General features: G+C 64.2%; 27 protein-coding genes and 1 pseudogene. 6 read left to right on the top strand and 22 right to left on the bottom strand.

The window, feature by feature from the left end; translation table 11 throughout:
- Nucleotides 1-41 precede the first annotated feature (41 nt).
- The 5 genes from IVB46_RS39895 to IVB46_RS39875 all read left to right on the top strand — a co-directional run bounded on the left by IVB46_RS39895 (nucleotide 42) and on the right by IVB46_RS39875 (nucleotide 4,130).
- Complete coding sequence (locus IVB46_RS39895) at nucleotides 42-1,448, top strand: integrase arm-type DNA-binding domain-containing protein (protein ID WP_247310973.1); 1,407 nt, start codon at nucleotides 42-44, stop codon at nucleotides 1,446-1,448.
- Nucleotides 1,449-1,911: 463 nt separating this feature from the next.
- Nucleotides 1,912-2,322, top strand: a complete 411-nt coding sequence (locus IVB46_RS45155; protein WP_247310976.1) for a helix-turn-helix domain-containing protein — start codon at nucleotides 1,912-1,914, stop codon at nucleotides 2,320-2,322.
- A gap of 254 nt (nucleotides 2,323-2,576) precedes the next feature.
- On the top strand, nucleotides 2,577-2,960 hold the full coding sequence (locus IVB46_RS39885; protein WP_247345350.1) for a helix-turn-helix transcriptional regulator: 384 nt from the start codon (nucleotides 2,577-2,579) through the stop codon (nucleotides 2,958-2,960).
- A gap of 46 nt (nucleotides 2,961-3,006) precedes the next feature.
- The gene (locus tag IVB46_RS39880) at nucleotides 3,007-3,846 is read left to right on the top strand and encodes a hypothetical protein (RefSeq protein WP_247345347.1); all 840 of its coding nucleotides are present in this window, start codon (nucleotides 3,007-3,009) and stop codon (nucleotides 3,844-3,846) included.
- Entirely contained in the window at nucleotides 3,843-4,130 is a 288-nt protein-coding gene (locus IVB46_RS39875) for a hypothetical protein (protein ID WP_247310984.1), read from the top strand. The genes IVB46_RS39880 and IVB46_RS39875 overlap by 4 nt, the downstream gene beginning before the upstream one ends.
- Here the strand turns inward: IVB46_RS39875 and IVB46_RS39870 are convergent, their stop codons facing one another.
- From IVB46_RS39870 to nhaA, 3 genes are all read right to left on the bottom strand, one after another.
- Nucleotides 4,131-4,394, bottom strand: a complete 264-nt coding sequence (locus IVB46_RS39870; RefSeq protein WP_247310986.1) for a hypothetical protein — start codon at nucleotides 4,392-4,394, stop codon at nucleotides 4,131-4,133.
- Nucleotides 4,391-4,828 (bottom strand): hypothetical protein, encoded by a 438-nt coding sequence (locus tag IVB46_RS39865; protein ID WP_247310989.1) that lies wholly within the window; start codon nucleotides 4,826-4,828, stop codon nucleotides 4,391-4,393. The genes IVB46_RS39870 and IVB46_RS39865 overlap by 4 nt, the downstream gene beginning before the upstream one ends.
- 456 nt (nucleotides 4,829-5,284) lie before the next feature.
- Nucleotides 5,285-6,637, bottom strand: a complete 1,353-nt coding sequence (nhaA, locus tag IVB46_RS39860; protein WP_247310992.1) for a Na+/H+ antiporter NhaA — start codon at nucleotides 6,635-6,637, stop codon at nucleotides 5,285-5,287.
- A 323-nt stretch (nucleotides 6,638-6,960) separates the two neighbouring features.
- Between nhaA and IVB46_RS39855 the strand changes: the two genes are divergently transcribed.
- On the top strand, nucleotides 6,961-7,452 hold the full coding sequence (locus tag IVB46_RS39855) for a DNA ligase (RefSeq protein ID WP_247310995.1): 492 nt from the start codon (nucleotides 6,961-6,963) through the stop codon (nucleotides 7,450-7,452).
- A 66-nt stretch (nucleotides 7,453-7,518) separates the two neighbouring features.
- Here IVB46_RS39855 and IVB46_RS39850 read toward each other — a convergent pair whose 3' ends face one another.
- From IVB46_RS39850 to terL, 19 genes and pseudogenes are all read right to left on the bottom strand, one after another.
- A complete protein-coding gene (locus IVB46_RS39850; protein WP_247310998.1) occupies nucleotides 7,519-7,686 on the bottom strand; it encodes a hypothetical protein in 168 nt (55 codons plus the stop codon).
- 3 nt (nucleotides 7,687-7,689) lie between these two features.
- Nucleotides 7,690-8,883, bottom strand: coding sequence for a hypothetical protein (locus tag IVB46_RS39845; RefSeq protein WP_247311000.1), 1,194 nt, complete (start codon nucleotides 8,881-8,883; stop codon nucleotides 7,690-7,692).
- Nucleotides 8,880-9,236 (bottom strand): hypothetical protein, encoded by a 357-nt coding sequence (locus tag IVB46_RS39840; RefSeq protein WP_247311003.1) that lies wholly within the window; start codon nucleotides 9,234-9,236, stop codon nucleotides 8,880-8,882. Before IVB46_RS39840 ends, IVB46_RS39845 begins: the two co-directional genes overlap by 4 nt.
- On the bottom strand, nucleotides 9,233-10,354 hold the full coding sequence (locus IVB46_RS39835; RefSeq protein WP_247345344.1) for a hypothetical protein: 1,122 nt from the start codon (nucleotides 10,352-10,354) through the stop codon (nucleotides 9,233-9,235). Before IVB46_RS39835 ends, IVB46_RS39840 begins: the two co-directional genes overlap by 4 nt.
- A complete protein-coding gene (locus IVB46_RS39830) occupies nucleotides 10,351-10,692 on the bottom strand; it encodes a hypothetical protein (RefSeq protein ID WP_247345341.1) in 342 nt (113 codons plus the stop codon). Before IVB46_RS39830 ends, IVB46_RS39835 begins: the two co-directional genes overlap by 4 nt.
- Nucleotides 10,693-10,698: 6 nt before the next feature.
- Complete coding sequence (locus IVB46_RS39825) at nucleotides 10,699-11,652, bottom strand: hypothetical protein (protein ID WP_247345338.1); 954 nt, start codon at nucleotides 11,650-11,652, stop codon at nucleotides 10,699-10,701.
- Between the two features lie 33 nt (nucleotides 11,653-11,685).
- Entirely contained in the window at nucleotides 11,686-13,248 is a 1,563-nt protein-coding gene (locus tag IVB46_RS39820; RefSeq protein ID WP_247345335.1) for a hypothetical protein, read from the bottom strand.
- Nucleotides 13,248-15,176, bottom strand: coding sequence for a hypothetical protein (locus tag IVB46_RS39815; protein WP_247345332.1), 1,929 nt, complete (start codon nucleotides 15,174-15,176; stop codon nucleotides 13,248-13,250). Before IVB46_RS39815 ends, IVB46_RS39820 begins: the two co-directional genes overlap by 1 nt.
- 10 nt (nucleotides 15,177-15,186) lie before the next feature.
- Nucleotides 15,187-15,999, bottom strand: a complete 813-nt coding sequence (locus IVB46_RS39810) for a hypothetical protein (protein ID WP_247311021.1) — start codon at nucleotides 15,997-15,999, stop codon at nucleotides 15,187-15,189.
- Between the two features lies 1 nt (nucleotide 16,000).
- The gene (locus tag IVB46_RS39805; protein ID WP_028152237.1) at nucleotides 16,001-16,243 is read right to left on the bottom strand and encodes a hypothetical protein; all 243 of its coding nucleotides are present in this window, start codon (nucleotides 16,241-16,243) and stop codon (nucleotides 16,001-16,003) included.
- On the bottom strand, nucleotides 16,240-17,658 hold the full coding sequence (locus tag IVB46_RS39800) for a cadherin-like domain-containing protein (RefSeq protein ID WP_247311024.1): 1,419 nt from the start codon (nucleotides 17,656-17,658) through the stop codon (nucleotides 16,240-16,242). Before IVB46_RS39800 ends, IVB46_RS39805 begins: the two co-directional genes overlap by 4 nt.
- Nucleotides 17,658-17,999, bottom strand: coding sequence for a hypothetical protein (locus tag IVB46_RS39795; RefSeq protein ID WP_212490714.1), 342 nt, complete (start codon nucleotides 17,997-17,999; stop codon nucleotides 17,658-17,660). Before IVB46_RS39795 ends, IVB46_RS39800 begins: the two co-directional genes overlap by 1 nt.
- Nucleotides 17,999-18,385, bottom strand: coding sequence for a hypothetical protein (locus tag IVB46_RS39790; RefSeq protein WP_247311027.1), 387 nt, complete (start codon nucleotides 18,383-18,385; stop codon nucleotides 17,999-18,001). Before IVB46_RS39790 ends, IVB46_RS39795 begins: the two co-directional genes overlap by 1 nt.
- Before the next feature lie 67 nt (nucleotides 18,386-18,452).
- Nucleotides 18,453-18,719 (bottom strand): hypothetical protein, encoded by a 267-nt coding sequence (locus IVB46_RS39785; RefSeq protein WP_247311031.1) that lies wholly within the window; start codon nucleotides 18,717-18,719, stop codon nucleotides 18,453-18,455.
- A gap of 69 nt (nucleotides 18,720-18,788) precedes the next feature.
- Nucleotides 18,789-19,214 carry a hypothetical protein gene (locus IVB46_RS39780; RefSeq protein ID WP_247311034.1) on the bottom strand — a complete coding sequence of 142 codons (426 nt, stop codon included), beginning with the start codon at nucleotides 19,212-19,214 and terminating at the stop codon, nucleotides 18,789-18,791.
- Between the two features lie 69 nt (nucleotides 19,215-19,283).
- A pseudogene (locus tag IVB46_RS39775) lies at nucleotides 19,284-20,321 on the bottom strand (DUF4043 family protein); the annotation flags it as partial.
- Nucleotides 20,322-20,531: 210 nt separating this feature from the next.
- Nucleotides 20,532-21,404 (bottom strand): hypothetical protein, encoded by an 873-nt coding sequence (locus tag IVB46_RS39770; protein ID WP_247311039.1) that lies wholly within the window; start codon nucleotides 21,402-21,404, stop codon nucleotides 20,532-20,534.
- 224 nt (nucleotides 21,405-21,628) lie between these two features.
- Entirely contained in the window at nucleotides 21,629-23,728 is a 2,100-nt protein-coding gene (locus IVB46_RS39765; RefSeq protein ID WP_247311042.1) for a hypothetical protein, read from the bottom strand.
- The gene (gene terL, locus IVB46_RS39760; RefSeq protein ID WP_247311045.1) at nucleotides 23,725-24,264 is read right to left on the bottom strand and encodes a phage terminase large subunit; all 540 of its coding nucleotides are present in this window, start codon (nucleotides 24,262-24,264) and stop codon (nucleotides 23,725-23,727) included. The genes IVB46_RS39765 and terL overlap by 4 nt, the downstream gene beginning before the upstream one ends.
- Between the last annotated feature and the right edge of the window lie 5 nt (nucleotides 24,265-24,269).

Genomic DNA, 24,269 nt, shown 5'->3' with positions numbered 1-24,269 from the left:
TAGCCGGGGCTACGCTCCAACCTATCAAGTTTGAGGGGCAAATGCCGTACATCACCGACCTCCATCTCAAGGCCTCCGACACCCGCCAGAGCATCAGCGACTGCCCCGTGAAGGGCCAGAAGGGGTTCGTGCTGCGCACCACCCCCAACGGGGTGTTCAGCTTCTACTACCAGTACCTGAACAAGAAACGGCTGCATCCCGAGACCGGCAAGCCGGTGCGCGAGTGGCACCTGCTCGGCGAACACCCGGTGTGGACGATTGCCCGCGCCCGCGCCGAAGCCACCGCCCTCGCCGGGCTGGTCGCCAGCGGCAAGAGCATCACCGCTGAGCGCGCCCGTGACCTCGTCCTGTCCCGCGCCACCGGCCGCACCTTCCGGCAGATGCACGACGCCTACATGGCCTATTGCGAGGAGCCGGTGCTGCGCCGCTGGGGCACCGTGCCCCGCAAGGAGAGCCACGACGGCATCCGTTCGGCGCTGAGCCGCCCGCTGGCATGGTGGGGCGACCGGGTCGCCAGCGAGATCACCAGCCAAGAGATCATGGAGCTGTACCGCAGCTACGTCACGGAGAAGCACCCGGCCCAAGCCAACAACGTCCTGCAACAGCTTGGCACCATGTTCACATGGGGCAAGCATCCCGACCGCGCCTTCGTGACCGTCAACCCGGTCCCGACGCTGAGGGGTGACGACCGCGCGACCGAGGTCGGCGACATCGAGGATGGTCTCGTCCTCACCGCCGACCAGCTGCGCAAATTCTGGTTCGGTCTCGACGACCCGCACTGCCCCGGCTCGCCGCTCACCAAGCTGGCGCTGAAGTTGTCGCTGGTGACACTGCTGCGCACCGGGGAATGCTGCGCGATCCCGCGCGCAGGGATCGGGCCCGACACGGTGACGATCCCGCTCGCCGTCACCAAGGGGCGTCGCTCGCCCAAGGCGCGCGACCTCGTGCAGCCGCTCAACAGTCTGGCGCGCGAGATACTCGGTCAGGTCTTTTCGATTGGCGACCCGATGCGGGAGTATGCATTCCCGAAAGCGCGCGGCGGCCGCAAGTCCAGCAAGGCCGCCACCGCCAACAAGCGCTACATGGCGCAGTGTTCACTCCAAATCATGACACGCCGTCGCGGATGCCGCGACAAGGAGCGCAGCCAGATCGGCATCAACCAGTATCTCGGCCTGCCCGAAGGCTTGTCGCCGCACGATCTGCGCCGCACCGGGGCCTGCATCCTTGAGCAGCTGGGTTACAGCGACGCCGAGATCGGCAAGGTGATGACGCACAAGGCCCCCGACAAGAACGCCGCCCCGGTCACCCGCAGGCACTATCTCGTGCCGGTCAAGATCATCGAGCGTCAGATCGTTGACCCGCGCGTCAAGGCACTCGACGACCTCGATGCCGCGCTGCGCGAAATACTCGGCCTGTCGTCAACGCCGCAATTGGTCGAGGCCGCCTGAAGCGTTCGCCAACAATCGCTCACCAGCCAGACCCCGCCACGGCGGGGTTTTTCTTTTGAGAATTGTATGGTCCATACAATCGCGGAACGACACGATGAAGCCGCGATCTCGCCATCCAGCTCGATGGCGCCTGCTTGAGCAGCAATCGCGCGGCGTTTGCTGACTTCTTTTAATGCGAATCGCATCTCGACGCGGCAAATTTCGAATCGAGGAACATCGCGGCCTTGGTCAAGTTTTCCCGACGCCCTCAAGCTCGTGAGGGCAAACTCAAGCCCCGGCTCATGCCCTAACGTGGGCTGGGGTCCTTTTGAAAAAGCCCGGCGCGGAGGCCGGGAACACCCGCCGCCTGCGTCCGGTGTACGCACAACACTGTGCATAACTGTGCCCCAGCCTCCACTATGCAGTTTGTGCCACTCCCAACATTGTCACTGGATCGCGCGCGCAGAACAGCTACCTCCCCGCTGTGCAAGCAGAGACACCCATCCCGCTGAAACTGTCGAACGCCCGTCGCGCGCTGGCGGAAATGTTCATCGATCTCTGCTTGGCGTTTCACGCCACCACGGTGCCGCTGGATCAGGAGCCGGGCGAGACCGATGCCAACCGCGCCTTGGTCGCTGTCGCCGCGATGCTGGGTCACGCCAAAGGGCGCGCGATGAACGCCAGCGAGATCGCCGTCCGCCTCAACATGCCGCGCACGTCTGTCATGCGACGGCTCGACGTGTTGCGGGAGCAAGGTCTGCTGCAGCGGATCAAGGGCAGATATTATCTTGAGCCACATCGCGCGGCGCAGGTGCCACACCGGGACAAATTCACGCTGATCCTGGCAAAGGGCTTCAAGGAGATCGCGCCGCTCCTGTCCGAAATGGACAGTTGATTTTTGCGATGCAGAAAAGTCTTTCCGCGCCTTCGCATTTCTGCGGGGAACGTTCTCCGCAATTCTTGCTTCGCACCTTATACGATAGTCTGCAGACAACTGCGACCTGTAACGCCTGCCTCATTTCTGTCGTACTCTGTACGCTCTGTTGACTTCGGGGGGATTCGACGATTGATTAACAATCGCGCCCCGGTTGAAAACTGAGAAGGCGATTGTGTCGCGTAATGTACGACACCTACAGGAGGACGGGGACGGTGGCGAAGAAGAAGCGGGTGGCAAAGCTGGGCCCGACGAAAGTGAACGCCGACACCGAACGCGAGTTCGGCACGCGTCTGCGACTGGCGCGGCTCGCGAAGAACATGAGCCAGGAGCAACTGGCTGCTCAGTTCGGCCTCTCCTTCCAGCAGATACAGAAGTACGAGAAGGGCACCAACCGCATGTCCGGCTCCCGCCTGATCCAGTTCAGCAAGGCGCTCGACACCACGCCGCACCAGCTGCTGGGCTGGGACAGGACCGAGAGCGCCGCGATCATCAACGCCGACGTTTACAAGATGGCGCAGGTGTTCATGCAAATCCCGGCGCTGCTGCGCCCGCTCGTGCTGAAGCTGCTCAACGGCATCGTGGAGCTGGTCGCGTGAGCAACATCGTCCGCATGCCCCCCGACGAGAGCGAAGGATAACAACCATGGCCTATCAGAACGAACTCACGGAGATCGCGATCAACGAGCTGAAGGCGCACGGCATCCGGCCGCAACTACGCGACACCAACGGCGGCCACATCGAGATCGCGTGGCAGGTCGTCCCCGAGAAGGACGTGCGCAAGATTGTCGTTGCGAAGACGACCAGCGACTGGCGCTCACGCATGAATACACGCGCGGACGTGCGCCGCCTGTTACGCGCCGACAATGTTTCGTTGAAGATGTCCACCGACAGACCGAAGAAGCCCGAGAAGCTGAAGGTCGAGCAGGCACTGTCACTGCCGGTGGAGGTGCTGCCGATCCCCGATCAGGTCGCCGCGATGCGCGGCGAAATGGCCGACCTCGCCGAGTTGGTCGTGCGCCTCGTCAAGATCGTCACGGGCGTGCGCGACACGATCTCGACCTACGTGCCGAAGCCCGAGGAAGTCAAGCCGGCGCCAGCCTCATCGCGCAGCATCAAGCTGGTCGAGTACATCTCGCATGACCGCTGGACGAACATCGACACCCTGCCGCGCGACACCGGGTTGAAGCCCGAGCAGATCAAGCTGAAGCTGCAATATCTGAAGAACCACGACGAGGTCGAGATTTTCCGGGGACAGGTCAAGCTGAAACCGCCGAAGCATGGCGAGGCGCCGCCGAAGAAGGTCCACTGGAAGACCGCGCAGAAGATTGCGCGCGAGGAAGCCGAGCGGGTGGCGAAGGAGAAGGCAGCAGCGAAGAGGCCTGAAAAGGTGACTGCGAAGAAGAAGGGACCGAAGGCCAGCGGCGCGGCGCACGTCGCCGGGCCTGCGTTCTTCAACGGAGCCACCGCCGAGCGGGCGACATGAAGCTGGAGATAGCGAACGAGCCGGGCTGGATCGGAGACTTCTCCCGGCATCAGGCGAAGGGCGCGATCCCGAACGGGTCGCGCATTATGAAGACGCGGGCTGAGCCGCGCGAAATGACCCCGGTGGGAACATTCGGCACCGTTCTCGGCTCCATCGACACGCGTGAAATCGACCCTGCCTTCGCCACGCGCATGAAGACGGAATACGCCTATTGGGTCGAGTGGGACGACGCGCCGAAGTGCGCCGTGTTCATCGTCGGCTGGAAGATCGGCCGACCGACGTGATTATTTGAGCAGGTCCTGGCCCGGTGCCAGCAGCCGCACATAGGTGCCGCTCTCGTGCAGTTCGAGCCAGCCCATCTTGACGGCGTAATCGATGCCAGCCCCGAACTCTGCACCCCTGCCCTTCAGCATATAGAGGAACGGCGCGTTGATTTTCTCGATGTGGATGCGGCCATCCTGAACCGGCGGGATGCTGGCAGCCAGCTCGATCAGCTTGCGAGCGGCGGCCTCCGGGTCGGCGTAGGGCCGCTCCCCGACGTGCTTCATGCGCCAATGCCCCGGTGAACGGAGCGAATGTGTGCGTCGCAGGCGACTGGGATCGACTCGCCACAAAAGCATTTCGACCAGCCGCTTTGGTTCTGTGTTGGCATTTGGCACCCCTCATCCCACATGCGATATTTCCACGCATGGAAGTCGCGGCTGAGCCGCCACGCCTCGTAATTGTCCTCAGTGAGCGTCGGCTGCAGCTCCTGCCACGCGCGCTCGAACGCAACACGGGCCTCGTCGAACGTCGCGGCCGAACCGGATCGCTGCGTACCCGGCTCTATGCCGGGATAAAAGCCGACGCTCCAACCCCATTGGTCGGTGCTGGTCGGTACGCCAGCGCGCATGCCAATCGATCCTACGCGGACATCGCCGAAATAGACGTGCCAGGTTTCTTCGTGCTCGTTGTCACAGCGGCGTCGGGTGAGAGCGGTCATGCGGAGCGTTATAGAACTCGTCCTGCAGGTGAGCAACTGGACATCAACCGAGAATGAAATGGAGAACGTAGAGCGAGTAACTGATCACAAGGAGACCCATTACTACCGAAAGCCAGAATAGGAGTTTGTCATGTTTCATTGATGATCTACTGGCGGATCAAACCTTTGGCGAGATGGCGAAGCCCAATAGGGCCAATTCCCGACGAACAACGGTAGCAGACAGTCAGATTTCCATGCTTTGAGTCGAAACAAGCCGAATAGCGGCAGGACCTTCTATGTTGGCGCCAATATAGTTTTGCGCGGCCAAGATGAGAGTTTCTACGGCGGGCCGATTGTACGAGGGATGCTTCGGATTTAGGTGCAAGCCAGTTTCGACGATCATCACCTGGATAATCCCGCAGGGTAGAACTTCAATGGCGAATGATACGAAAGATGTGTGCGGCGCTTTGAAAGGCATTAGAGTCCCTTTCCCTGACGTCGAACGTAGATGACGCCCCAGCCAAGGCCGAGTGTGGCGGCAACAAGCGAGCCGAGGAGTACCCCCAGTTTCGCCGCCCTCAATAATCCCTCATCGGAGAAGGCGAGCATCGAGATGAAGATCGACATGGTAAAGCCGATCCCAGCCAGCAGGCCGACCAGACAGACGCCCCCCCACGAAACGCCCGGAGCAAGGCGACACCAGCCAAGTTGTACCGCGACCCAAGTCGTGCCGACGACACCAAGCGGTTTCCCAGCGACCAACGCAAGCGCAGTGCCCATCATCACTAGATGGCTCCCAGCGGAGAGATCAGCGCCCGCTAGGCTGACGCCGGCATTCGCCAGCGCGAAGATCGGCATGACACCGTAAGCCACCCACGGATGCATTGCCATCTGCACCCGCGACACCGGCGGCAATATCTCGCGGTGAGCTACGCGAAGGTCTCGCAGCGGTTGCTCTAACAGGTGCCGATCCCTTGCCTTCACCGCATCGCTGCTTCGCAACTGCTTGAGCACTCGCGACACTACTTCTAGCGGGGGCTCCCGCATCGGTATGGCGCGTGCCGGAGTTATCAACCCGAGCACGACGCCTGCAAGGGTTGGATGGATGCCTGCTGCCATGAACCCAATCCAAACCAAAGAACCCGGCAGTACGTAAAAGGGCGCAGAACCGATCCCAATCCGCTGACATCCCAAAACCGCGAGAACGCCAATTGACGCGATGATGAAACCGCCAAGCTGAAGACTGGCGGTGTAGAAGAGGGCAATGATCAGAACCGCAATGATGTCGTCGATGATCGCCAGAGCAAGCAGGAAGACCCGCACATTGACCGGGATGGTTCGTCCAAGCAGCGCGAGCACCCCAACGGCAAAGGCGATGTCTGTCGCGGTTGGCACGGCCCAACCCTGCCCTCTACCCGGATCGCTATTTAGGCTCAGATAGATGAGCGCTGGGACGATGACGCCACCAGTCGCCGCGACAAGCGGCAGAATGGCTTGGTCGAGTTTGCTCAGTGCGCCTTCATAAACCTCGCGCCGAATCTCCATGCCCACGACGAGGAAGAAGACTGTCATCAGCGCGTCGTTGACCCAGAAATGCAGCGAGCGGGAAAAGACGTATTCCCCGACACCGATTGTGAGCGGAAGGTTCCAAAAGGCGTGATAGCTATGAACGAACGGAGAGTTGGCCCAGATCAGTGCAGCGGCGGCGGCAACGAGAAGAGCGGCACCACTGACTGCCTCGACATGCAGAAACCGATGAAGGGTGCTGAGGGCCTGTTCCGCCAGCCGCCGGGCTTTCGGCAGATCGTCAAATGAAGGGTTATCGTTCATGGGGCGCACGCTTTCCGCGTGGCGGCCCGACCATCGCTCAGCCTGTCGCTGCTCAATGCAGCGAGCACCCGAGCGCCGTTATACATCGGGATGGCGACAATTCAACCCCGGAGGAGTGATCGGTCACCAATGTCTGCTGAGGCACCATTCCAGCCGCTCGCCACCCGCCCGTCAAGGACTCGACAAGGCCCACGCGCATTCCTATCTGCGCCAGATATGTCAAAACCTTTTGAGCCTGCGCTGCCGGTCGTGGGTACCGAGGTTCCGACCGGCGCCGACTGGATGCACGATACCGCCTGATCGTGGTGCGGGAGAACGGCCGCGTGCGCCTGCTCACCAGGAACGGCCACGACTGGGCCGGGCGCTACCCGCGCATCGTCGAGGCGGCCCTGCAGAACCGGCAGAAGCGTTTCGTGATCGACGGCGAGGCTGTGGTGCTGACCATGACCGGCCTGCCCGATTTCAACGCCCTGCACTCCCGCAGGCACGACGACGAGGTCCAGCTCTACGCCTTCGACATACTGGCGGGCGACGGCGACGACTACCGGAGCCTGCCGCTGAAGCTGCGCAAGCCCAACCTCGCGCGGCTGCTCGCGCGCCGCCCCGAGGGCATCTTCGCTGCGCCCTACGAGCAGGGCGAGATCGGCCCCGAGCTATTCCGGCAGGCCTGCCTGCATGGGCTGGAGGGCATGGTGTCGAAGCACGCCGAGCGCGCCTATCGCGCCGGGCGATGCGATCACTGGATCAAGGTCAAGAACCGGCAGCACCCGGCCTTTCACCGCGTTCGAGATACGGTCTCGACTCAAAAAAAATAGCCCCTGTGCCGGATGGCACAGGGGTGTCGAGGGTCGCGGCGTGCCATCACGCGCGTGGCCTGCCTCCTATTTGATGCAGCGTTCAATGATCGCGTCACGCCGGGCAATCGCCTTGCCGACCTCGCGCAGCGTGAACGCGAAGCCGATCAGCACCGCCAGATTGATGATCAGGATGGCGAGCAGGAACGGTGTTGCCCGCATGGTTTCGACAACCTGCTTCGCGATCTCGCGCATGGCCTACCCGTAGATGCCGCCCGCGCTGACGCTGCCTGCGATACTTCCGGGGAAGTAGTTGGCGCCGCCGCCGCCTGTCGCGATGACGCCGTTCGAGGTCGCGCCGTAACGCGGCCCGGTCACGGTCGCGCCCGCCGGGTTGAACGTCATGCCGGATGTGTAGAGCACGCCGCCCTGGTTGGTTAAGGCAAAGCCTTGGCTGAAATTGAGCGTCCCCGTGAGCGGCACAGTGCCCGCGAGGTAGTTTGCCATATAGCCGTTGTTGACGGACAACAAGTGGAAGCCCGCGTCGCCGCTGATGGTGTAATTGCCGGTTGCGGCAATGATCGCGGCCCCGCTCGCCCGCATGTGAGCGTAGCCCTGATTGAACGTCTGGAAATCAATCTTCTGGAAATAGATGATGCCGCCGTTGGTCGCATCAAGGCCGCTCCCGGCAGAGGTGGCGCGTATCCGCATGCCGCGAATATGCCACGGGCGCACATTGTCGGAAATGAAGACCGACGACCCGTTGCCATCGACCGCGACATTGCTGGGTGTCGTTTCGTCGCCGACGATAATGGGTGCAAGCGCGCCGACATAGTTTTTGAGTTGGTTGCCAAAGCTGAGATTGCCGCCGCCAGCGGGGCGCACGATGACGGTCACCTGATAGATCGAGAGATCGAGCGAGGCGATGACATCAATCGCCTTCTGGATCGTCAGGAAGGCCCCGCCAGCGGTGTCCGCCAAGCCATTGTTGGCGTTGTTGCCATCGGGACGGACGTAATAGGTACGCGCCGCCGTCAACATGTCGCGGACAATTGGCGCGGCTGGCACGGCTGACCATGCGAGGCTTTTCCGGCCGTAGAGGATGCCGTCATTCGGCGCCTCAGGAATGCCGCCGCCTGTTACGGCTGTCCACGCCGCATTTTTTCGGCCGTAGGTCGTGCCATCGCTAGGCGCATCCGAAATGCCGCCACCAAGCAGCGAGATCGGCAATTGTGCATATTGCCCGGTCGCGGGATTGAAGATCAGGGCATAGGTGGCCCCGGCTGGAACGGCGCTGATGGTCTGGAAATCGTTGTAGTCGAGATCGAGATAGTAATCGCCGTTCTGCTTGGTGACATCGACACCGGCGCGGCCGATCACTCGCGCAGGAAAGCGCGGTGACACTTTCAGCTTGATGGCGCGCGGTTTGACGCTGAGGAACGGAACACTCATAGACGGGTCTTGATGTGGGCGAGCACGGCCGCCTGGTTCGGCAGTGCCAACACGGACTGATACACTTCGACCCACAGCACGAAATCGGGCTGCTGCGCGATCTGCAAGGTCAGCGCGTCGGTGTAGCCGTCGAGCACCCCGGCCGGGATCGGCCGCAGCAGGTTGGACACCGCCATCACGCCGCCGAGGCTGTGTTCGGTGTCGATCATCGTTGCGGCTGTGCCGTCAGCAAGCCAGTCCAAATAAGCCGGATCACTCACCCCCACATAGTCGCGCAGCTTGGACGAGTAGACCTGCAAGCCGTCGCCGCCGACGATCCAGTACCAGTCAAAGACATTGTAACTTTTGCTCATGTGTATTGCCCGCCTGTGAGAACCGAGCCCGCCACCGTCCCCGGAAACAGCGTGATTGAGCCGGTGTCGGAGATGACGGAATTGGTGACGGCGCTGTAGCGCTGGCCTGTCACCACAAACGCGCCAAGGCTGAACGTCGTTGTAAAGGCGCTGATATAGCCGAGCGTGCGCGCGGTCGCCGTAGCGCTGCTATAAGTCACGTTCGCGCCAATCGTGAATGCTGCGCCGTTGATATACAAAAAGCCGCTGATCTCAGCGAGGAGAAGACCGGCCCCGCCGGTCAGCACCTTGTGCGCGCCCTGAATTTGCAGCCTGCCGAAATTGCCGACATAGATGCGGTAGTTGGCGCTGGTGCCAGCCCACTCGCAAGTGTTCAGCGTGACAAGGGTATACGAGCCAACATTGACATCCTGCCCCGCCGAGGATTGCAGGCGGAAGCCGTTGAAGGTGAAACTTCCGCCGTTAACTGCCGCAGCCCACAGCGCTGGTGAACCTGTGATAATGACATTGCCCGGCGTAACGTTGTCGCCGTTAAAGGTGACGTTGCCAGAACCGAGATAGGATTTCAGGATCAGTTGCGCATAGGTGCCGTTGGCGACCGTGACGACGTTGTTGAAAATGCTGTTGTCAGTCGCTGCAATGACATCCATCGCCTTTTGCAGCGTGGCGAACGCGGTTCCGGTAGTCAGGCCGTTGTTGGCATCGCTGCCCGTCGCAGCGTTGACGAACAAATTACGATCCGCCGTCAAAACGTTGCGGACATTGATCCATGCCGCACTGCGCCGCGCATAGGTGCTGCCATCGTTCGGGGCATCCGCGAGCCCTGCGGGTACGGCCGACCACGCTAGGTTTTTCCGGCCGTAAAGCGTGCCGTCATTTGGCGCGTCCGCAAGACCGCCACCGAGCAACGCAATCGGCAACTGTGCATATTGCTTTGTCGCCGGGTTGTAGATCAGCGCATAGGTCGCGCCGGTCGGCACCGCAGAGATCACCGGGAAATCGTTGTAGTCGAGATCGAGGAAATACTCCCCGCTCTGCTTGGTCACGTCGATGCCAGCGCGCCCGGTCAGCCTCGATGGAAACTGCGGCAGAACCTTCAGCTTGATGGCGTCGCTCATTGCTGGTCGATACCTTCCATCACGTTGACGTTGCCGATCACGAGCTGCACCGTGCGGTCGTCACGCGAGATGCGAACGCCGACGTTGTAGGCGCCAGGGCACAGGCCGCTCATCTGATCGTCAGAAAAATCCCACTGGAAGGTGCCGACATCGGGCAGCGTGATCGAGCCGTCGTCGGTCGAGGCTTTCAGCCGCACGCTGCCTTGCTCATCAGCGACACTCAGCGTCAGCCGGCAACCGCTGATGTCGATGGTGTCGCCGCTCTCGGCGTCGGTGAGCACGATGGCTTCCGACCAGTCGCCGCGATTGGAAGCGGTCGCGAAATAGCCGGTATACATGGCGCCTCACAATTTGATGTAGAGCGTGACCAGCAACGTCGGCTGCGTGACCGAAAACGGCGAGCTTGAGCCGCCACCAGTCGAGCCGGTGAACGTGGATGCGGCCTGCGAGGCGGTGATGGTTGCGCCCGTGTTCTGAAACGAACCGCCCGGCGAGCTATTGGAGATGAGGGCGCCGCCACCGAGGAATTGCGCGTTGTGGCTGATGCTGATGGCGCCGTTGCTGATGACGCCCGCTGGCGTGATCGGCGGAAGATTGGCGAGCGCCAGCGCCCTGATTTCGGCGCCGCTGGCGGCGCCAAGCTGATCGGGGTTGATGCCGAAATAGGTTAACGTCAGGCGGCCCGCGTCGGTGCTGCCCATGGCGCCGAGACCGGCGAGCAAGCGTCCGCGCGCGTCTGGCGTCGTAATCGTCTTGTTCGCCGCCCAATCCGCCGCCGAAGACGCGCCGCGCGACGGCGACACCGGCAATGTGCTGTCACCATTCCAGAGAAAATTGAACAGCGCCTGACAGTCCGCATTGGCGCGCTCCGAAGCGCCCGACGTGGCCGAGCCGATGGTGCGCCCGTTCATGCGGACGAAACCGGCAAGCACGCCCGTCCCGTAGAACGGCTGGATCGCGCCGGTCTGGATCAGCGTGGTCGGATCGACACCGCCGCCACCGCCACCGCCCGCGCTGGGGCCGATCACGAGGACGCCGTCGCGCGCGAGCTGGGTGACGCCGAACTTGTCGTCGAGGCGAACCTTGATGTAGCCGTCCGCGAGGAAGAACTGCGGCACGCGGCCAGCGGCGTCCAGCTGGATCGGGTTCGGCTGCAGGATGCTCAGCGACGCATCCTGATAGGGCTGCTGCGGCGTGCTCACCGTGCCCGCCTGAATGATGTAGAGCAGCGCACCCGACAGCGGTTTGCCGAACTCGTCGAACTGCTGGGTGAGCGAAAGCGGGATGGTGCCTGCCATCTGTGCCTCAACAAAAAGCCCGCCAGAGGCGGGCTACTGATCGCGGTTTGGTGAAACGTATAGTCGCGGGACGCGGCCGGTTTGCCGCAGCCCCTCCAGTGCCCGATAGCCGAACCGATCCATGTAGCGCTGCGCGACGCCGAGCGCGTGCGAGCCTTCGCCGACGATGCGCGGCGAGCCCGCCGCCAGCGTCGCCGGGATCAGCGCGAGCGAACCAACGTGACCGCTGGCGAGATCGCCGAGCGCGTGGAACAGCTCGACGCCACTCGCCGCCCTCGCGAGACCACGCGGCTCCCACGCGTTCAGCGACGCGCCCGCGATCTTGTTGGTGAGCTGCGGCGCGCCTGCGGCCTCGAGTTGGCTCACCATGTCGATGCGCTTGCCGAAGTTGGTGTTGACGTTGTTGCGCATGATCGAGGTCAGTTTGCGTAGCGCCGGTTCGACTGGCGCGTTCGGCTTGCCGATCAGTGTGCGCTCGATCTCGCGCAGCGCGGTCGAATAGCGCTCGTAATCTGCCATCGTCTTCGCATAGGTCGGGTCTTGCTTGACGATGGTGCCCTTGACCGCGTCGTAGAGATCGCCAGCGATTTTGCGCGCCGCCTTGTCCTCAAACGGGATCTTCCCGAGCACGTCCTCGTAGACGACTTTCTTCAGCTCGTCGAAGCCTGCGGGCGTGTGGAAGAAGGCGGGGTCGCGACCCTTCCACTCGTTCACGAGGTCCACCAGCCTGTCGCGGATCGGCAGCAGCTCCTGACGCGGCCTGCCGTGATAATTGACGATGTTGTCGATGCGGTTCACCGCAGCGTCGATGTCGTTGAACTGCAGCTGCGCCGGGTTGGCGCGGGTCGCGGCCATCTCGCGCTGATAGCTCGCCTGCGCGTCGCGCTTCATCTGATTGGCCGCAGCGCGCGCGTCGGCGACAATCTCGTCGATGGGCGCATTGCGGCGCATCTGCGAGGTCAGCGCCTCCGACGCGGCACCGCCCTCGCGCCCCGCCTGCCGGGCCGCCGCAATGGCCTCCCCGCCCGCGCCGGTCGTGACGCCGAGAAGTTTGTTCGCCCCCCACACTGCGCCAGCCGCAGGCGCGGTCACTGCATTGAGCGGATCGACAAAACGCCCCGCCGTGCCTGCGGCCTTCGCGGCCTTGCCAGCGAGACCCGGCAGGCGCCCGAGCACCGCCTCGCCGCCCGTGAGCAAGGTCGAGATGTCGCCGAACACACCGGCAGGGTCTTCCGCCAGGGCGCGCTTGAAGCCTTCCGTCGAGGTGTAGCGGTTGGCGAAATACTGGTTCACCGCGTCGGCATATTGGGTGTGCTCGTCGCCAGAGATCAGGCCGCCCTTTTCGAGATAGCCCTGCCCGACATTCTTGATCGCGGTCGCGGTGTCGATTGGATGCAGGATCGGCTGCACGATGTCGGAAACGAAGTTGCCGATGCTCGATGGCGCGTTCTGCAGCGCGCGCCCCGGCACGTCCGACCACGAGATCGGGTCCAGCTCCGCGAGCACGGCGGGATCGGTGACGGGTGTGCCGCTGGTCGGCGCTGCAGAGCCGTTCAGCTCAGCGAGCAGTGCGGCATCGGTGACGGGCGTTGCCATCAGAGCGCGTCCCAGCTGCCGTCAGCCTTGCGGCCATAGGTCTTCCCCTTGATCGTTTTGGTCTCGACGTAGCCGCCCTGCGCTGGCCCTGCAGCTGCTGCAGGAGCCGGTGCGGCGGCAGGAGCGGCCGACGGCGCAGTCAGCAGATTGCCGCCACCCCTCCCCTTGCCGAGCAGCTCGCCCATCGTGCTGAGGTGCCGCTCAAGCCCGTTGATCTTGGAGCTGATGGTGAAGGTCGTGTCACGCGGCGTGATGCGGTACTGCTGCGCGTTCTGCTCTGCCTCCGTCTGGCTCATGCCCGCGCCGGTCAGCAGGCGGATCAGGCTCTCCGCGCCCGCGTCCAGCATGCGCTTGGTCTCGCCGGGCACCCCGACATTCGCAATCGCCTTCGCGTGGTTCTGCCAGTTCTCGATGCCGACATCGCCGCGCGCGACGCGCGCGCGCAGATCGGGCAGCGTGCCCATAAACGATTTGGCGAGACCGATGCGCGCGACGATCTCGTCGCCGATCTTCTCGGGGGTCGCGCCGGGGATCGGCTCGACGCCCTTGGCGTGGTCGTTCGGATCGAGCCAGCGGTAATTCGCCGGGAGCTTGCCGCCCTTCCCGCCCGCGTCGGCTGCACCGCCACCGATGTCAATCGGGCCTTCGGCGCCCTGCTTCTTCACGCGCACCAGCCGCTCGTTGCCACTGTCGTCCTTGACCGTCTTCACCTCGTAATCGTTCTTCACGTCGCGCATCATGATCTCGGAGCGACCGGTGCGGCTGTTGGTCCGCACCAGATTGTCGCCGACCACCTTGAAGTCGTAGGTGCCGGGATCAAGCTGCTTCTGCACGAGGCCGATGGCGAGCGGTCGCGTCAATGGATTGCGGGCGAGCGCCGCGAGCTGCTCCGGGCTGATCGCCGGGGCCTGCGGCTGGTCGCTGACGAGCGCACCGACCGCGCTGTTGCGCACCTCGTTGAAGGCGAGCGCGTTGCTCTGCGGCGCGCCACGCGACGCCCCCGACGTGATCTCGGGCGGCAGGCCGAGGTTGCGGTTGAAGCGATCCGCGTAGGACGACACCGAGGTGCCGAGAATGTCGCGCGCGTTCGGATTGTTCATGCCGCGCTCGCCAGCGAACCACGCCTTGGCGGCGCCGGTCGGGCCGTACTTATCGACGAGGCGGCCGAACTCGCCCTTGTAGACCGCGTCCTGCGCTTGCGGATTGATCAGGAACTCACGCGGCGTCAGTCGCTGGCCGTAATAGCGCTCCGTCCACTCGGGGACGTTCGCACCCATCACCTGATAGCGGCCGAAGGCGCGGTCGCCGGTCTTCGTCTGCGGGCCGACCAGCCGGTAGTTGCCCTGCGGGCTGCCGCTCTCAATGGCGGACGTTGCCTGCGCATAGCGCGCCATGGGGTCGGCCGCCTGCGCGACAGGTGCAGCAGCCGCCAGCGCAGGTGCGACAGGAGCAGGTGCAGCAGGTCCGGCCACGGCAGGCTCAGCCGGAGCGGCAGGCGCATCCGGCCACGGCGGTGGTTGCGTGGCAGGGACCGGCGCGGTGCCACTGCGGAGCGGATACTGGCCGAAGGTCTGGGCCGCCGCCTGGTCGAACCAAGGCGGTGCCGTGACGCCCGGCGGCACGGTCGGACCCGGCAGTCCAGTCGCCTCCTGCGGACGCGGCCGGGGCAGCGGGATGCGCTCCGTGACGGCGGGGCCTGCTGGTGCAGCGGCGACCGGCGGACTCCCCACGGGCGGCGCCTGAGTCACCTGAGGGCCATTCTGCTGGGGGCCATTCTGACCCGAGCCGTAGAGCTGCGCGATCAGCCGCGCGGCTTCCTCCTCCTCGCGGTTCTTCCGCAGCGTCTCACCGATGCGCGCCAGCGGTGACCAGTCGATCTCGCCGATGAAGGAGCCCGGCATGTCATACCGGACAGGGTTGATCGCCATCGCCGGTCTCCTAGCCGAAGCCGAACATGCCGCCCAACTTGCTCAGGCCCTGCCCGAGCGGCGAGCCTGAGAAGTTGTAGGAGCCGCCAGAGTAGGCACCGCCGCCACCACCACCGCCGCCGCCCGTGAAGCTGGAGCCGAGGCCCGGCATGCCGAACGCAGCGCCCGCGATGGACAGGCCCGCGCCGAGCAGGTTCTTCGCGCCCGCCGCCTCGCCTGCGGCCTGCTGGTTGTTCGCCGCGACGTTGGTGCTCATGTTGTTGCCGTAGACGTTGGTCTGGTTCTGGCCGTACTGCGAGGCGAGGTTCGCGAGGTTGGTGTAGCCGCCCTGCTGGCCCTGCGCCGCCGCCGCCGTGTACTGGCCGCCCATGCCAGCAGCGCCCTGCAGGCCCGCCATCCACGGCTGGTACTGTGTCTCGTAGAGGTTCTTGGTGATCCAGTTGCCGGTGTCGATGTCGGCGTTGCCGCTCGCATACATGCCACCGATGGCGCGCCTGCGGTCGATGGCATCGAGCGCGGCGTTCTGCGTCAGCTCATAGCCGGGCGTGGTCTGGAAGACGGACTGCGCGCCCTTCGCGGCATCGGTGCCGTTGACGCCGAGCGCGTTCATCCAGACATCGCCTGCAGCGTTGTATTTGGTGCCGAGCGCGGCGAGCGGGTCGTAAGCCGAGATGCCCTTGTTGAGCGCGGCAGTGCCTTCGCCGTAGGTGTTCTTGAGCGCATCAAGCGAGGAGGTCTGGTACTCGGCCGCGAGCCGCCGGTTGGCTTCCGCAGCTTCGCGTTCGGCACCACCGCCGAACAGCGTGTCAAAGAAACCAGCCATGTCAGTTTGCTCCAGCCTTGAACTGGCCCTGTGTCGCGTCCCAGATCAGCACCTGATTGTTGGCAATCGAGGTGACGGTCGGCGGCGATGCGGGTGGAGAGGTCGGCCGCGAAAATTCGATGTAGCCGAACAGATTGACGAAGCTCTCGATCACCTTGAGCTTCTCGTACCAAGTCGGGTTCATGGTGCCGTCAGGCAAAAGGATCGGCACGTTCTGCGCGGGCAACGAGAACTTCGTCCTCATCGCAGCTTGTCCCCGAGCATGTCGGCGCCCATGAAAGCGAAGTCCACGCCCGCGCTCTCCTCGAACCGCCAGCGCACGCCCTGCACTTCGGCCTGTCCCCAGATCGAGGCGCGCACCCGCCCGTTGGTGATCGCCTGCCGCCCGATCTTGACGTTGCGCGGGTTCGACCAGTTCTGACCCCCGTTGCGGGAGATCGAGATCGCGATCTCGACATTGGTCTCGTCGGGGTCGTGACCGGTCGCGTCGCTCGCGCCCTTGGTCAAATACAGCTCGATGGCGTTGATCCGCACCGCGTTGGGGAATGAACCGAACGGGCCGGTCTCGATCCGCATGTTGATCGGGTTGCCCAGCTCCTTGCGCACCTGCGCGCTGATCTCGCACAGGTTGGCGCCGTCGCTGTCGCCGCACAGCCACTTGTTGAAAGCCTGCACGGGATAGAGGCCGCGCCAATACTGCTGCAGGTACGAGCGCCGCTCGTGCCATGTGTTGAGCGTGGTGTCGAAAATCCAGCACCACGCCGCGCCCTGGACAACGACGAAGCCGTGGCCACGCGAGTTGAACACGCCGACGCGAATGTTGCTCTTGACCGGTTCGCGCTCGATCAGCGTGTCGATGTCGGAGTTCGAGATCGGCACGCACTCGTATCCGTTGAGGCGCGAGACGCGGTAGTCGTCGCCGACGAGGAAGATGCCCTTGCCGAAACCGTCCTCGCTACCTGCAATCGCGGCGGGCCCAACGAGGCCGCGCCCGATGGTCGCGATGTAGGAGAACGGGTAGCCGCTGTCGTTCGCGCCGCCCCACACCTCCAGCGAGGTCGAGCCGCACAGCAGCAGCTGGCCGTTGGCGAGCGGCACCGGACGGTAGAGCGTGTCGGGCTTGCTCTCGGCGGTGGCCGAGTTGAGCACGTTGATGGTGGTGACGTTGACGTTCGAGGTGCGCGTGGTGCCGTTGCCATAGGTGAAGACGAAGAAGCCCTTGTGGAACACCACCGCGTTGGGCTGGCCGACATTGGCGTCGGGATAGGTGACGACCTGACCGCTGCCGTTGATCCAGAATGCGCCGTTGCCCGGCGAGACAAACACCACGTCGGGATTGGCGGCGTTGTTGCGCGCACCGAACACGATCTCGCTGCCGGGGATCGCGCCCGGCAGCAGCGTGCCCACGCCGCCAGCGGCCGACCACGAATAGACCGACGTGCCGAACACGCCATAGAACGTGTTGTTGACCAGCACGCCGCCACGGAAGCGGCCACTCGGCGTCGTGCCGAACGCGCTGAGGCCCGGCACCCTGAACCAGCCATACGGCTTGCCAGCGGTCTCGGGCAGCTTCTCCGGGTAGCAGTTGAGCACGCGGCCTCCTGCGGCCTGCGGCTTGAGACCCGGCGCTGTCAGGAGAGGAAACGGGACATCGCTCATCAGAAGTAATTCACCGCCAGCACTTCGTAGGTCGGCGTCTGCGCGATCAGGTAGCGCAGCCGCTGCTCGTGCTGCTGCACCGCCATCAGATCGAGCGGCTGGTTCGAGAACTCGGCCGCCGCGTAGATCGCGACGAGGCGCGCCATGGTCTCGAACACGAGGTTGGGGATTTCGTCGCGGTCGGAGATGGCGACGATCTTGTTGATCTCGGCGATCACATCGTCGATGCAGCGGTCGATGGTCGCGTGCTCGACATCGCCGAGCGCCTCGCCCGGCACATACTTGCCGAGGATCGCTGCAGCCTTGTTGATCAGCTCCTCAGCGCTGTGGGTCTCTGCCATCACGGCACCAGCTTGATGCGCAGGGCGGGTTCGGTGGTGGGACCGGGGATCACCTCCAGCGCGATGGCGAAGACGCGCTCCGCAGGCTGCGTCACCGGCAGGTCACGCGTGCCCGAGCGGAACTTGATGAAACTGGCGGCGGCCAGATAGTCGGCCGGGACGATCACCGCCGTGCCCGCCACCACGATCGATTTCAGCTCGATGCCCTTGTTGTCGAACACATCGTTGAAGAACAGGCCGTCACTGGAAATCTGGAACGTCAGCGGCGCGTTCAGCCAGTCGCCGGGCATGGTGAGCCGCACGATCTGGCCCGCGCTGCAATCGACGGCGTCGGACAGGCTCTCGCCCGCCGCAATCGTCGGGCCGTTGATGATCTCGATGGCCATGATGTCTCCCCAAATGAAAAGGGCCGCTCAACGGCGGCCCTTCTTCACCTTCTTCTTCGCCTTCGGCTTAGCGGTGCGCCTTGCCGATGTGCTCGTCCTTGGCTTCGGTTTTCGGGCCCTCCTTGGGCTCATCACCCTTGGAGACCTCCTTCGGCGGCGTGTAATCGCTCACGCCTTCGACCTTGAGCATGCCGCCCGCCTTCTCCAGGCGCGCCATCAATGCGTCGTCGCAGACCACGGTGTCGGGCTTGCCGGTGACGAGCGTGGTGCCGCCGATGTCCAGCGTCTTCGCCTCGCCCTTCGGCGCGGTGTACGTCACAGTTGCTTTCTTCATCACGTTTCCCTTTACGGTGTGCGTTCCACATGAAACGGAAAAAGCGCCGGGCCGAAGCCCGGCGTTCCCTCACTTCATGTAGCCTTCCAGCAGCAGGTTGATCGTGGGTGTCGGGCTGAGACCCGCTGCCGCCACCGTTGCCGTCAACAGGATGTCGGTGTCGTCGGTGAACTCGTAGCCGACCGAACCGGCGACCAGCGCAGGCATCGCGCCGCCCGCCTGTCCAATCGCGTTGGCGGCGAAGAAGCGCGCGTTGTTGGCGGCGTCACCGAGCGCCAGCATCAGGGCCGCGCCGGTATCGAGGTCGCCGACCGTGCCGCCGATGGACTGCAGGATGAAGCCCTTGGGCACACGGGCGATGGCCGTCTGCGCGTTGAGCGCAACGTCACCGGCAACGAGCGTGATGGTGGGGCCGCCGAACACCTTCTTGGTGCGGGCGAAACCCTGACCGCCAGCCTGCGGCTGACGGTATGCAGTGCGAGGAGCCATGGTCATGATCTCATCGTTCGAGAAAAATCAGCGCGGGCGGGTCCGTCCACGCTGTCGCTGTTGTGGGTCGATAGATCAGGTCGTGGCGACGAAGCCGGTGACCATGCCCCAATCGACGAGATCGCCGACCGTCGCGCCGGACGCCGTGAGCGGTGCCTTGGCGATCTTGCCGACGCCGTACTGCGCCTCGATGCCGAGACCGGTGACGAAGTCGTAGTCGCCGTCCTCCAGCTGCGTCGGGCGCGGCATCTGGCCGGTCGCATAGGCCAGCGCGGCCTGACCGCAGAGGAAGAACGGCTCGACGTTCGCCGACGCGGTGCCGATGGTGCCGAGGTTCAGACGCTGCGTGATCTCGGGGATGTTCTTGTAGAGAACACCGTCGAACAGCAGCGCACCGCCCGTGAAGATCGGGTTGGTGCTGGTGGGGTTGCCCTCACGCGCACGCGCGTCGCGGTTCGCCTGGTACATGACGGGATCGTTCTGCAAGCTGCGGAACGCGCCGTCGCCGAGGAAACAGACGTACATTTCCTCGTCCAGCTCCTCGATCTCCCACGGCGTGATCTTGGGGCGGCCGTTGTAGACGCCCGGATTGGCCGAGGAGACGCCCGACTGCTTCGCCTTCTGCTTGGCAAGCGAGCCCACTGCCGCCGTCATGATGTCGGCGGTGGTGTCGAGCAGCAGCGCCGCTGCCGCGAAGGTGGACGGCACCGCCGAGGCGGCCACCGTGCCGAACTGGACGCGGTCGAGGTTCGCGTTCATCCAGCTGTCCTTCTGGCCTGCGCTCGCCGCCGACCACTTGATCCCGTTGACGCGGTTGCCGGGAACGCCGAAGCGGTTCGCCTGCACCGACGCGGTCGGGATCGACAGCAGCGCGTCCGTGATGTCGTCACGAACGACGCGGCGTGCCCAGCCGCGCAGGAGATCGCGCGCGGTCGAGCGGACGTTGAACGAGGACTCCTTGTTCGACGCGCGGTTGTTGGCGACCGCGTTGCGGGCCCAGTCCGCCCACAGCGGGAAGCCGTAGCTGTCGAGCATTTCCTCGTTGCCGCGCAGCGTACCAGCGCCGACGCCGTCACCTGACATCTGGTTGACGAGCGGGACGTTGACCTGCTTGCCATGCTTTCGAGATCGGCGAGGCGCACGATGACGTTCGTGGAGCTGTCGCCCATGAACGGATCGAAACGCGAGCGCCGCAGGAAGTCCGAGATCACCTGACGGCGAAACTTGATGACCTCGTTATTGACGTGGTTGGACGTAAGCATAGCCGCTCACCATTGGTGATGCGCGGCGCGTGCGGGCTCGCTCTCGCGATGCCCTGTGTGTTCAGCGCCGCTTTGCCTGAGTTGCGGCCCGGAACAGTTCTGCGTCGGAGGGTTCGACGACTTGAGCGTCGCCTCCACCGGCACCGATGTTGCCGAGCGATGGAGAGGCGACCGCAGGCTTGACGGGGCGAGCGACGTGTTGACCTGTCGCTGCCGCTTGACCTTTCGCAGCTTCAATGACGCGAGCCCGGTACTCGGGATCGGCCAGTGCTTCTTCGAGAATGCGCTTCCTGTACCCGTCGAGATCACCACCGATGTTGCGCAGCGTCTCGCCGTCCTGATGCCATTTGACGATGACACCGTAGGGATCGTGCGAACCCATTGCGCGCTGGTAGGTGCTCCACGCGTGCGGATCACCGCGCTGCATGCCCTGTTCGAGGGCCTGCCGTGCGGAACCCACCCTCTCCTCGCCATGCCGCTGCAGGGCGAAGTCGAGTGACATCGCTTCACGCTGCATCTGGAATTGCGACTGGATGGTTTCGAGGTACGGCTTCAGCTCCTGCTGCACGAACCCCGAGGGGTTCTCGAACAGGTCAACGCCCTTGGGCTGCTCGCGCTGCTGCTGTGGCGGCGCTTGCCGCGCCAGCAGCTGCATCTGGGCCCGCAGATCGTCGCGTTCACGTTCGGCCCTGCGCCGCGCTTCAGCCTCCTCGCGCAAGCGACCCGGAGGAACGGGCGCGTTGTCGTCGGTCTTGGCTTCGGGCTTCAGTTCGGGCTTCGGTTCGGTCTTTCCGTCCGGTGCCAGGGCGACCGGTTTGTCCGGCTCCTTCACGGGTGGCGGGTTCTCGAACTTGTCGAGCGTTTCGGCTTCGACAGCCGCGTTGAACAAAGCATTCTCGTCGAGCGCGTCAGCGCCCTGCGTTACGTCAGTCATTGCCTTGTGGTCTCCCCGGAATGTCGTTTCCGGCAAACGTGGCCCGGCTATCGCGACGAGCGGCGTGGCGAGACATCCCTCTCGCTGGGTGACGCGATGTCGCTCGCGTCAGGCGTGGTGCGTGATTGCGTTCACGCGGACGAAGGGTGTTGCGGGCACGGGGACAGGCCGCGCCCGCCCGTCACCGGCCTGCCGCAGAACGACAGGAACGCGACGACGGTTTTCTATTTCTGTGCAGTCTGACGACGCGCGGCGGCGAAGCGCGCGACGCGCTCGCGGCTGTCGCGATCTTCGGCGCGGTGGAAGTCATCCACGCGCCGGTCGAGATTGCGGTGATAAGTCTCGATGCCACGGCTGGCGATCTGCTCGATGGACTGCGAGAAGCGATCAGCATGACGCTGCGCGTGGTCCGCGAGCAGCTGCAGCGGCGTGACGCGGTCCTTGTTGCGCAACGCTTCGGCCGAGGCGCGCTTGTGCTCCGCGGTCGCCTGCGTCTCCGCGATGTTGGCGAGCTGCTCCGCGTAGTCGAGCGGCGTCTTCGGTTCGGGGCCGCCGTCCGGCATGCCTTCGGTGCGTGCCTTGGCGATGTTGAGCATGCCTGCGGTCTGCGCCTTGCCTGCGTCGGCCTGCGCCTTGCCCGCCTGCGCGTTGGCGAGAGCAGCTTCGGCCATGGTCTTCTGGATGATGGCGTTCTGCGCTGCCTGCTTCGCAGGATCGGGCTGCGCCAGCATGCCGAGCAGCTTCTTCTTCTCCGACAGCGGCAGGTTCGACGCCTCGATGATGAGCTGCGGCGGCACCGGCACGTTGTTCTGGTTCAGCGACATCAGCAGGTCGAAGATGTCGCCCATCACCGTCTCGGTGTCGGGGCCCTCATCGACCTTGATCTCGACATCGATGTTGCCGAGCACGTTGACCAGCATCGGGCGGCCATACGGGTCCAGCTCGACGCCGTTGATCTGCATGAACTGCGCGACGTTCTGGTCGCCGGTCACGCGCAGGAAACGCTCGCCGGTCCAGTAATGCTGCGCGGCGACCCAGCAGGCGCGGTAGCGCTCCAGCTTCCACATGCGGAAATTTTTCAGGAACGGCCCCAGCTCCGCGAGCCCGGCCTGCTGCAGCATGTTCGCCGCGCGACCGGAGACGTTCTGGCCAAATTCCTGGATCAGCTGCTGGTTCGGGCCGAAGCTGTCGATCTCGGTCTTTGCGTCTTCGTAGTATTTGGTCTGCTGCAGGAACTCCTGCTCCGGCTGCAGCACCTCCAGCGCCTTCGGGTCTCCGGTGTAGACCAGCACGCCGTCAGGCCGCGCAGCCTCGCGCCGCGTCACCTCGATGTCGTCAACGGCACCCTGCGCGATCTTGAGCTGCCGCGTGTTCATGATGTGGATCGCCTTGGAGCGGTGCTGGTTGAGCCCGTCCTGCGGTCCCTTGAGGCGGCGCACGAAGCCGTAGTGATCGCCGTCGATGTCGATCATGTTGGCGAACGCGTGATACTTGGAGATCGACAGGCCGCGTTCGTTGAAGAACTGGCTCTCGCCGCTCATGATCTCGACCCTGCCCGTGTGCAGGCACCAGCGCCACTGATCGCCGCGCTTGTACCAGTGGTCGATCAGGCGCACGCGGCGGCGGCTATCGACCCAGAGGTTCTCGCGGTCGGTGTCGAATGCTGTCCAGTAGCCGCCGTCGCTGTCGAGATGCTCCTTGACGAGCTCCGACGCGCCGTCAGCGAGCGCGTCCAGCTCGTCGATGTCCGCCCATTTGTAGACGCCGTGAAAGCGGGTGTCGCCGAAGTTGGAGCGCAACGAGCGCGGGTCGTAGAAGAACGTGCGAGGGTCCACATAGACGAAGCGCAGATCGGGGTCGCCCTTGTCACCGGGCACCAGCATCAGCTCGTCGATTCCGATGCCATGCACCAGCGCGTCGCGGCAGCACTCCACTTCAAGGTCTTCGGCGAACGAGGCGTCGTTGATGGTGCGGATCACCTGCGTCGCGACCTCAGCCCCCTGCTCGCCGTTCGGCGTATTCGGATAGCACTTCGGGTCGGTGCGCAGGCGGCGGATGGTGCCCGACAGGCTGTCGATCTTGCGCCCGGTGCGGTCGAAAGTGATCGGCGGCTGGTGCCGCTTGCGCAGCACCTTCAGCTGCTCTGGCGTCCACTGATCGACGTGATAGTAGCGCCACGACTGGCGCTGCTCCTCGATCTCGCGCGATTTCGCCGAGCAGTAGTCCTCGAACTCACGGCGGCGGATGATCAGCTTCGAGGTGGCTGTGTCGCTGGGACTCTCGTAGCTCGCGTAGTTTGCGACAGCCGTGTCGAGATTGATCATAGCGTCATGGCATCCACATTGTTGTTGCGTTTCACCGAGCGGTAGCCGTCATCCGGCAGCTTGACGGTCGGCGCTGCGCCGACGCGGCCCTTCACCATCTTGTCGAGCAGCTGGCCGACAAGGCCGAGCGCGTCGCCCTGGTCGTCGTGCTTGCCAACCCACAGGTTGAGAACTTCCGCGAAGAAGTCCGCCGCCCACGGCGCGTTCTTCGGATAGAAGATGCCGTCGAGCGCGAGCCGACCTTGGATCGAGCGCGCGCGCACCGCCTTGTCGCCGCGCGTCGGAAACTGCTCGCGATTGACCCACACGCGACGGTCACGCATGCGACGCTCAAGGAACGGCCCGACCGAGGCCTTGATCTGGCCGGTCTCCTCAGCCCATGCGAGCGGCTTGTACTTCTCGACCAGATCGCAAAACGCGTCGATCCAGACATCGGTCGTCCTCTGGCCGCGCCAGATGTCGAGCAGATAGAGATTGTTCATGTGATCGACCCCGATCACGACATGCACGGTGAAGTCGCCGCCGTTGTCGGTCACCGCGT

Origin of the sequence: Bradyrhizobium sp. 61, assembly GCF_023073075.1 — a bacterium.
Taxonomy (GTDB): domain Bacteria; phylum Pseudomonadota; class Alphaproteobacteria; order Rhizobiales; family Xanthobacteraceae; genus Bradyrhizobium; species Bradyrhizobium barranii.
The sequence above is the reverse complement of the archived record's forward strand: the minus strand, read 5'-3'. Positions and strand labels throughout refer to the sequence as shown.

Bases quoted from the DNA above. Each gene is read 5' to 3' on its own strand.
- IVB46_RS39895 (WP_247310973.1), top strand. From the start codon at position 42: ATGCCGTACATCACCGACCTCCATCTCAAGGCCTCCGACACCCGCCAG.
- IVB46_RS39880 (WP_247345347.1), top strand. From the start codon at position 3,007: ATGGCCTATCAGAACGAACTCACGGAGATCGCGATCAACGAGCTGAAG.
- IVB46_RS39875 (WP_247310984.1), top strand. From the start codon at position 3,843: ATGAAGCTGGAGATAGCGAACGAGCCGGGCTGGATCGGAGACTTCTCC.
- IVB46_RS39870 (WP_247310986.1), bottom strand. From the start codon at position 4,394: ATGAAGCACGTCGGGGAGCGGCCCTACGCCGACCCGGAGGCCGCCGCT.
- IVB46_RS39865 (WP_247310989.1), bottom strand. From the start codon at position 4,828: ATGACCGCTCTCACCCGACGCCGCTGTGACAACGAGCACGAAGAAACC.
- nhaA (WP_247310992.1), bottom strand. From the start codon at position 6,637: ATGAACGATAACCCTTCATTTGACGATCTGCCGAAAGCCCGGCGGCTG.
- IVB46_RS39850 (WP_247310998.1), bottom strand. From the start codon at position 7,686: ATGCGCGAGATCGCGAAGCAGGTTGTCGAAACCATGCGGGCAACACCG.
- IVB46_RS39845 (WP_247311000.1), bottom strand. From the start codon at position 8,883: ATGAGTGTTCCGTTCCTCAGCGTCAAACCGCGCGCCATCAAGCTGAAA.
- IVB46_RS39840 (WP_247311003.1), bottom strand. From the start codon at position 9,236: ATGAGCAAAAGTTACAATGTCTTTGACTGGTACTGGATCGTCGGCGGC.
- IVB46_RS39835 (WP_247345344.1), bottom strand. From the start codon at position 10,354: ATGAGCGACGCCATCAAGCTGAAGGTTCTGCCGCAGTTTCCATCGAGG.
- IVB46_RS39830 (WP_247345341.1), bottom strand. From the start codon at position 10,692: ATGTATACCGGCTATTTCGCGACCGCTTCCAATCGCGGCGACTGGTCG.
- IVB46_RS39825 (WP_247345338.1), bottom strand. From the start codon at position 11,652: ATGGCAGGCACCATCCCGCTTTCGCTCACCCAGCAGTTCGACGAGTTC.
- IVB46_RS39820 (WP_247345335.1), bottom strand. From the start codon at position 13,248: ATGGCAACGCCCGTCACCGATGCCGCACTGCTCGCTGAGCTGAACGGC.
- IVB46_RS39815 (WP_247345332.1), bottom strand. From the start codon at position 15,176: ATGGCGATCAACCCTGTCCGGTATGACATGCCGGGCTCCTTCATCGGC.
- IVB46_RS39810 (WP_247311021.1), bottom strand. From the start codon at position 15,999: ATGGCTGGTTTCTTTGACACGCTGTTCGGCGGTGGTGCCGAACGCGAA.
- IVB46_RS39805 (WP_028152237.1), bottom strand. From the start codon at position 16,243: ATGAGGACGAAGTTCTCGTTGCCCGCGCAGAACGTGCCGATCCTTTTG.
- IVB46_RS39800 (WP_247311024.1), bottom strand. From the start codon at position 17,658: ATGAGCGATGTCCCGTTTCCTCTCCTGACAGCGCCGGGTCTCAAGCCG.
- IVB46_RS39795 (WP_212490714.1), bottom strand. From the start codon at position 17,999: ATGGCAGAGACCCACAGCGCTGAGGAGCTGATCAACAAGGCTGCAGCG.
- IVB46_RS39790 (WP_247311027.1), bottom strand. From the start codon at position 18,385: ATGGCCATCGAGATCATCAACGGCCCGACGATTGCGGCGGGCGAGAGC.
- IVB46_RS39785 (WP_247311031.1), bottom strand. From the start codon at position 18,719: ATGAAGAAAGCAACTGTGACGTACACCGCGCCGAAGGGCGAGGCGAAG.
- IVB46_RS39780 (WP_247311034.1), bottom strand. From the start codon at position 19,214: ATGACCATGGCTCCTCGCACTGCATACCGTCAGCCGCAGGCTGGCGGT.
- IVB46_RS39770 (WP_247311039.1), bottom strand. From the start codon at position 21,404: ATGACTGACGTAACGCAGGGCGCTGACGCGCTCGACGAGAATGCTTTG.
- IVB46_RS39765 (WP_247311042.1), bottom strand. From the start codon at position 23,728: ATGATCAATCTCGACACGGCTGTCGCAAACTACGCGAGCTACGAGAGT.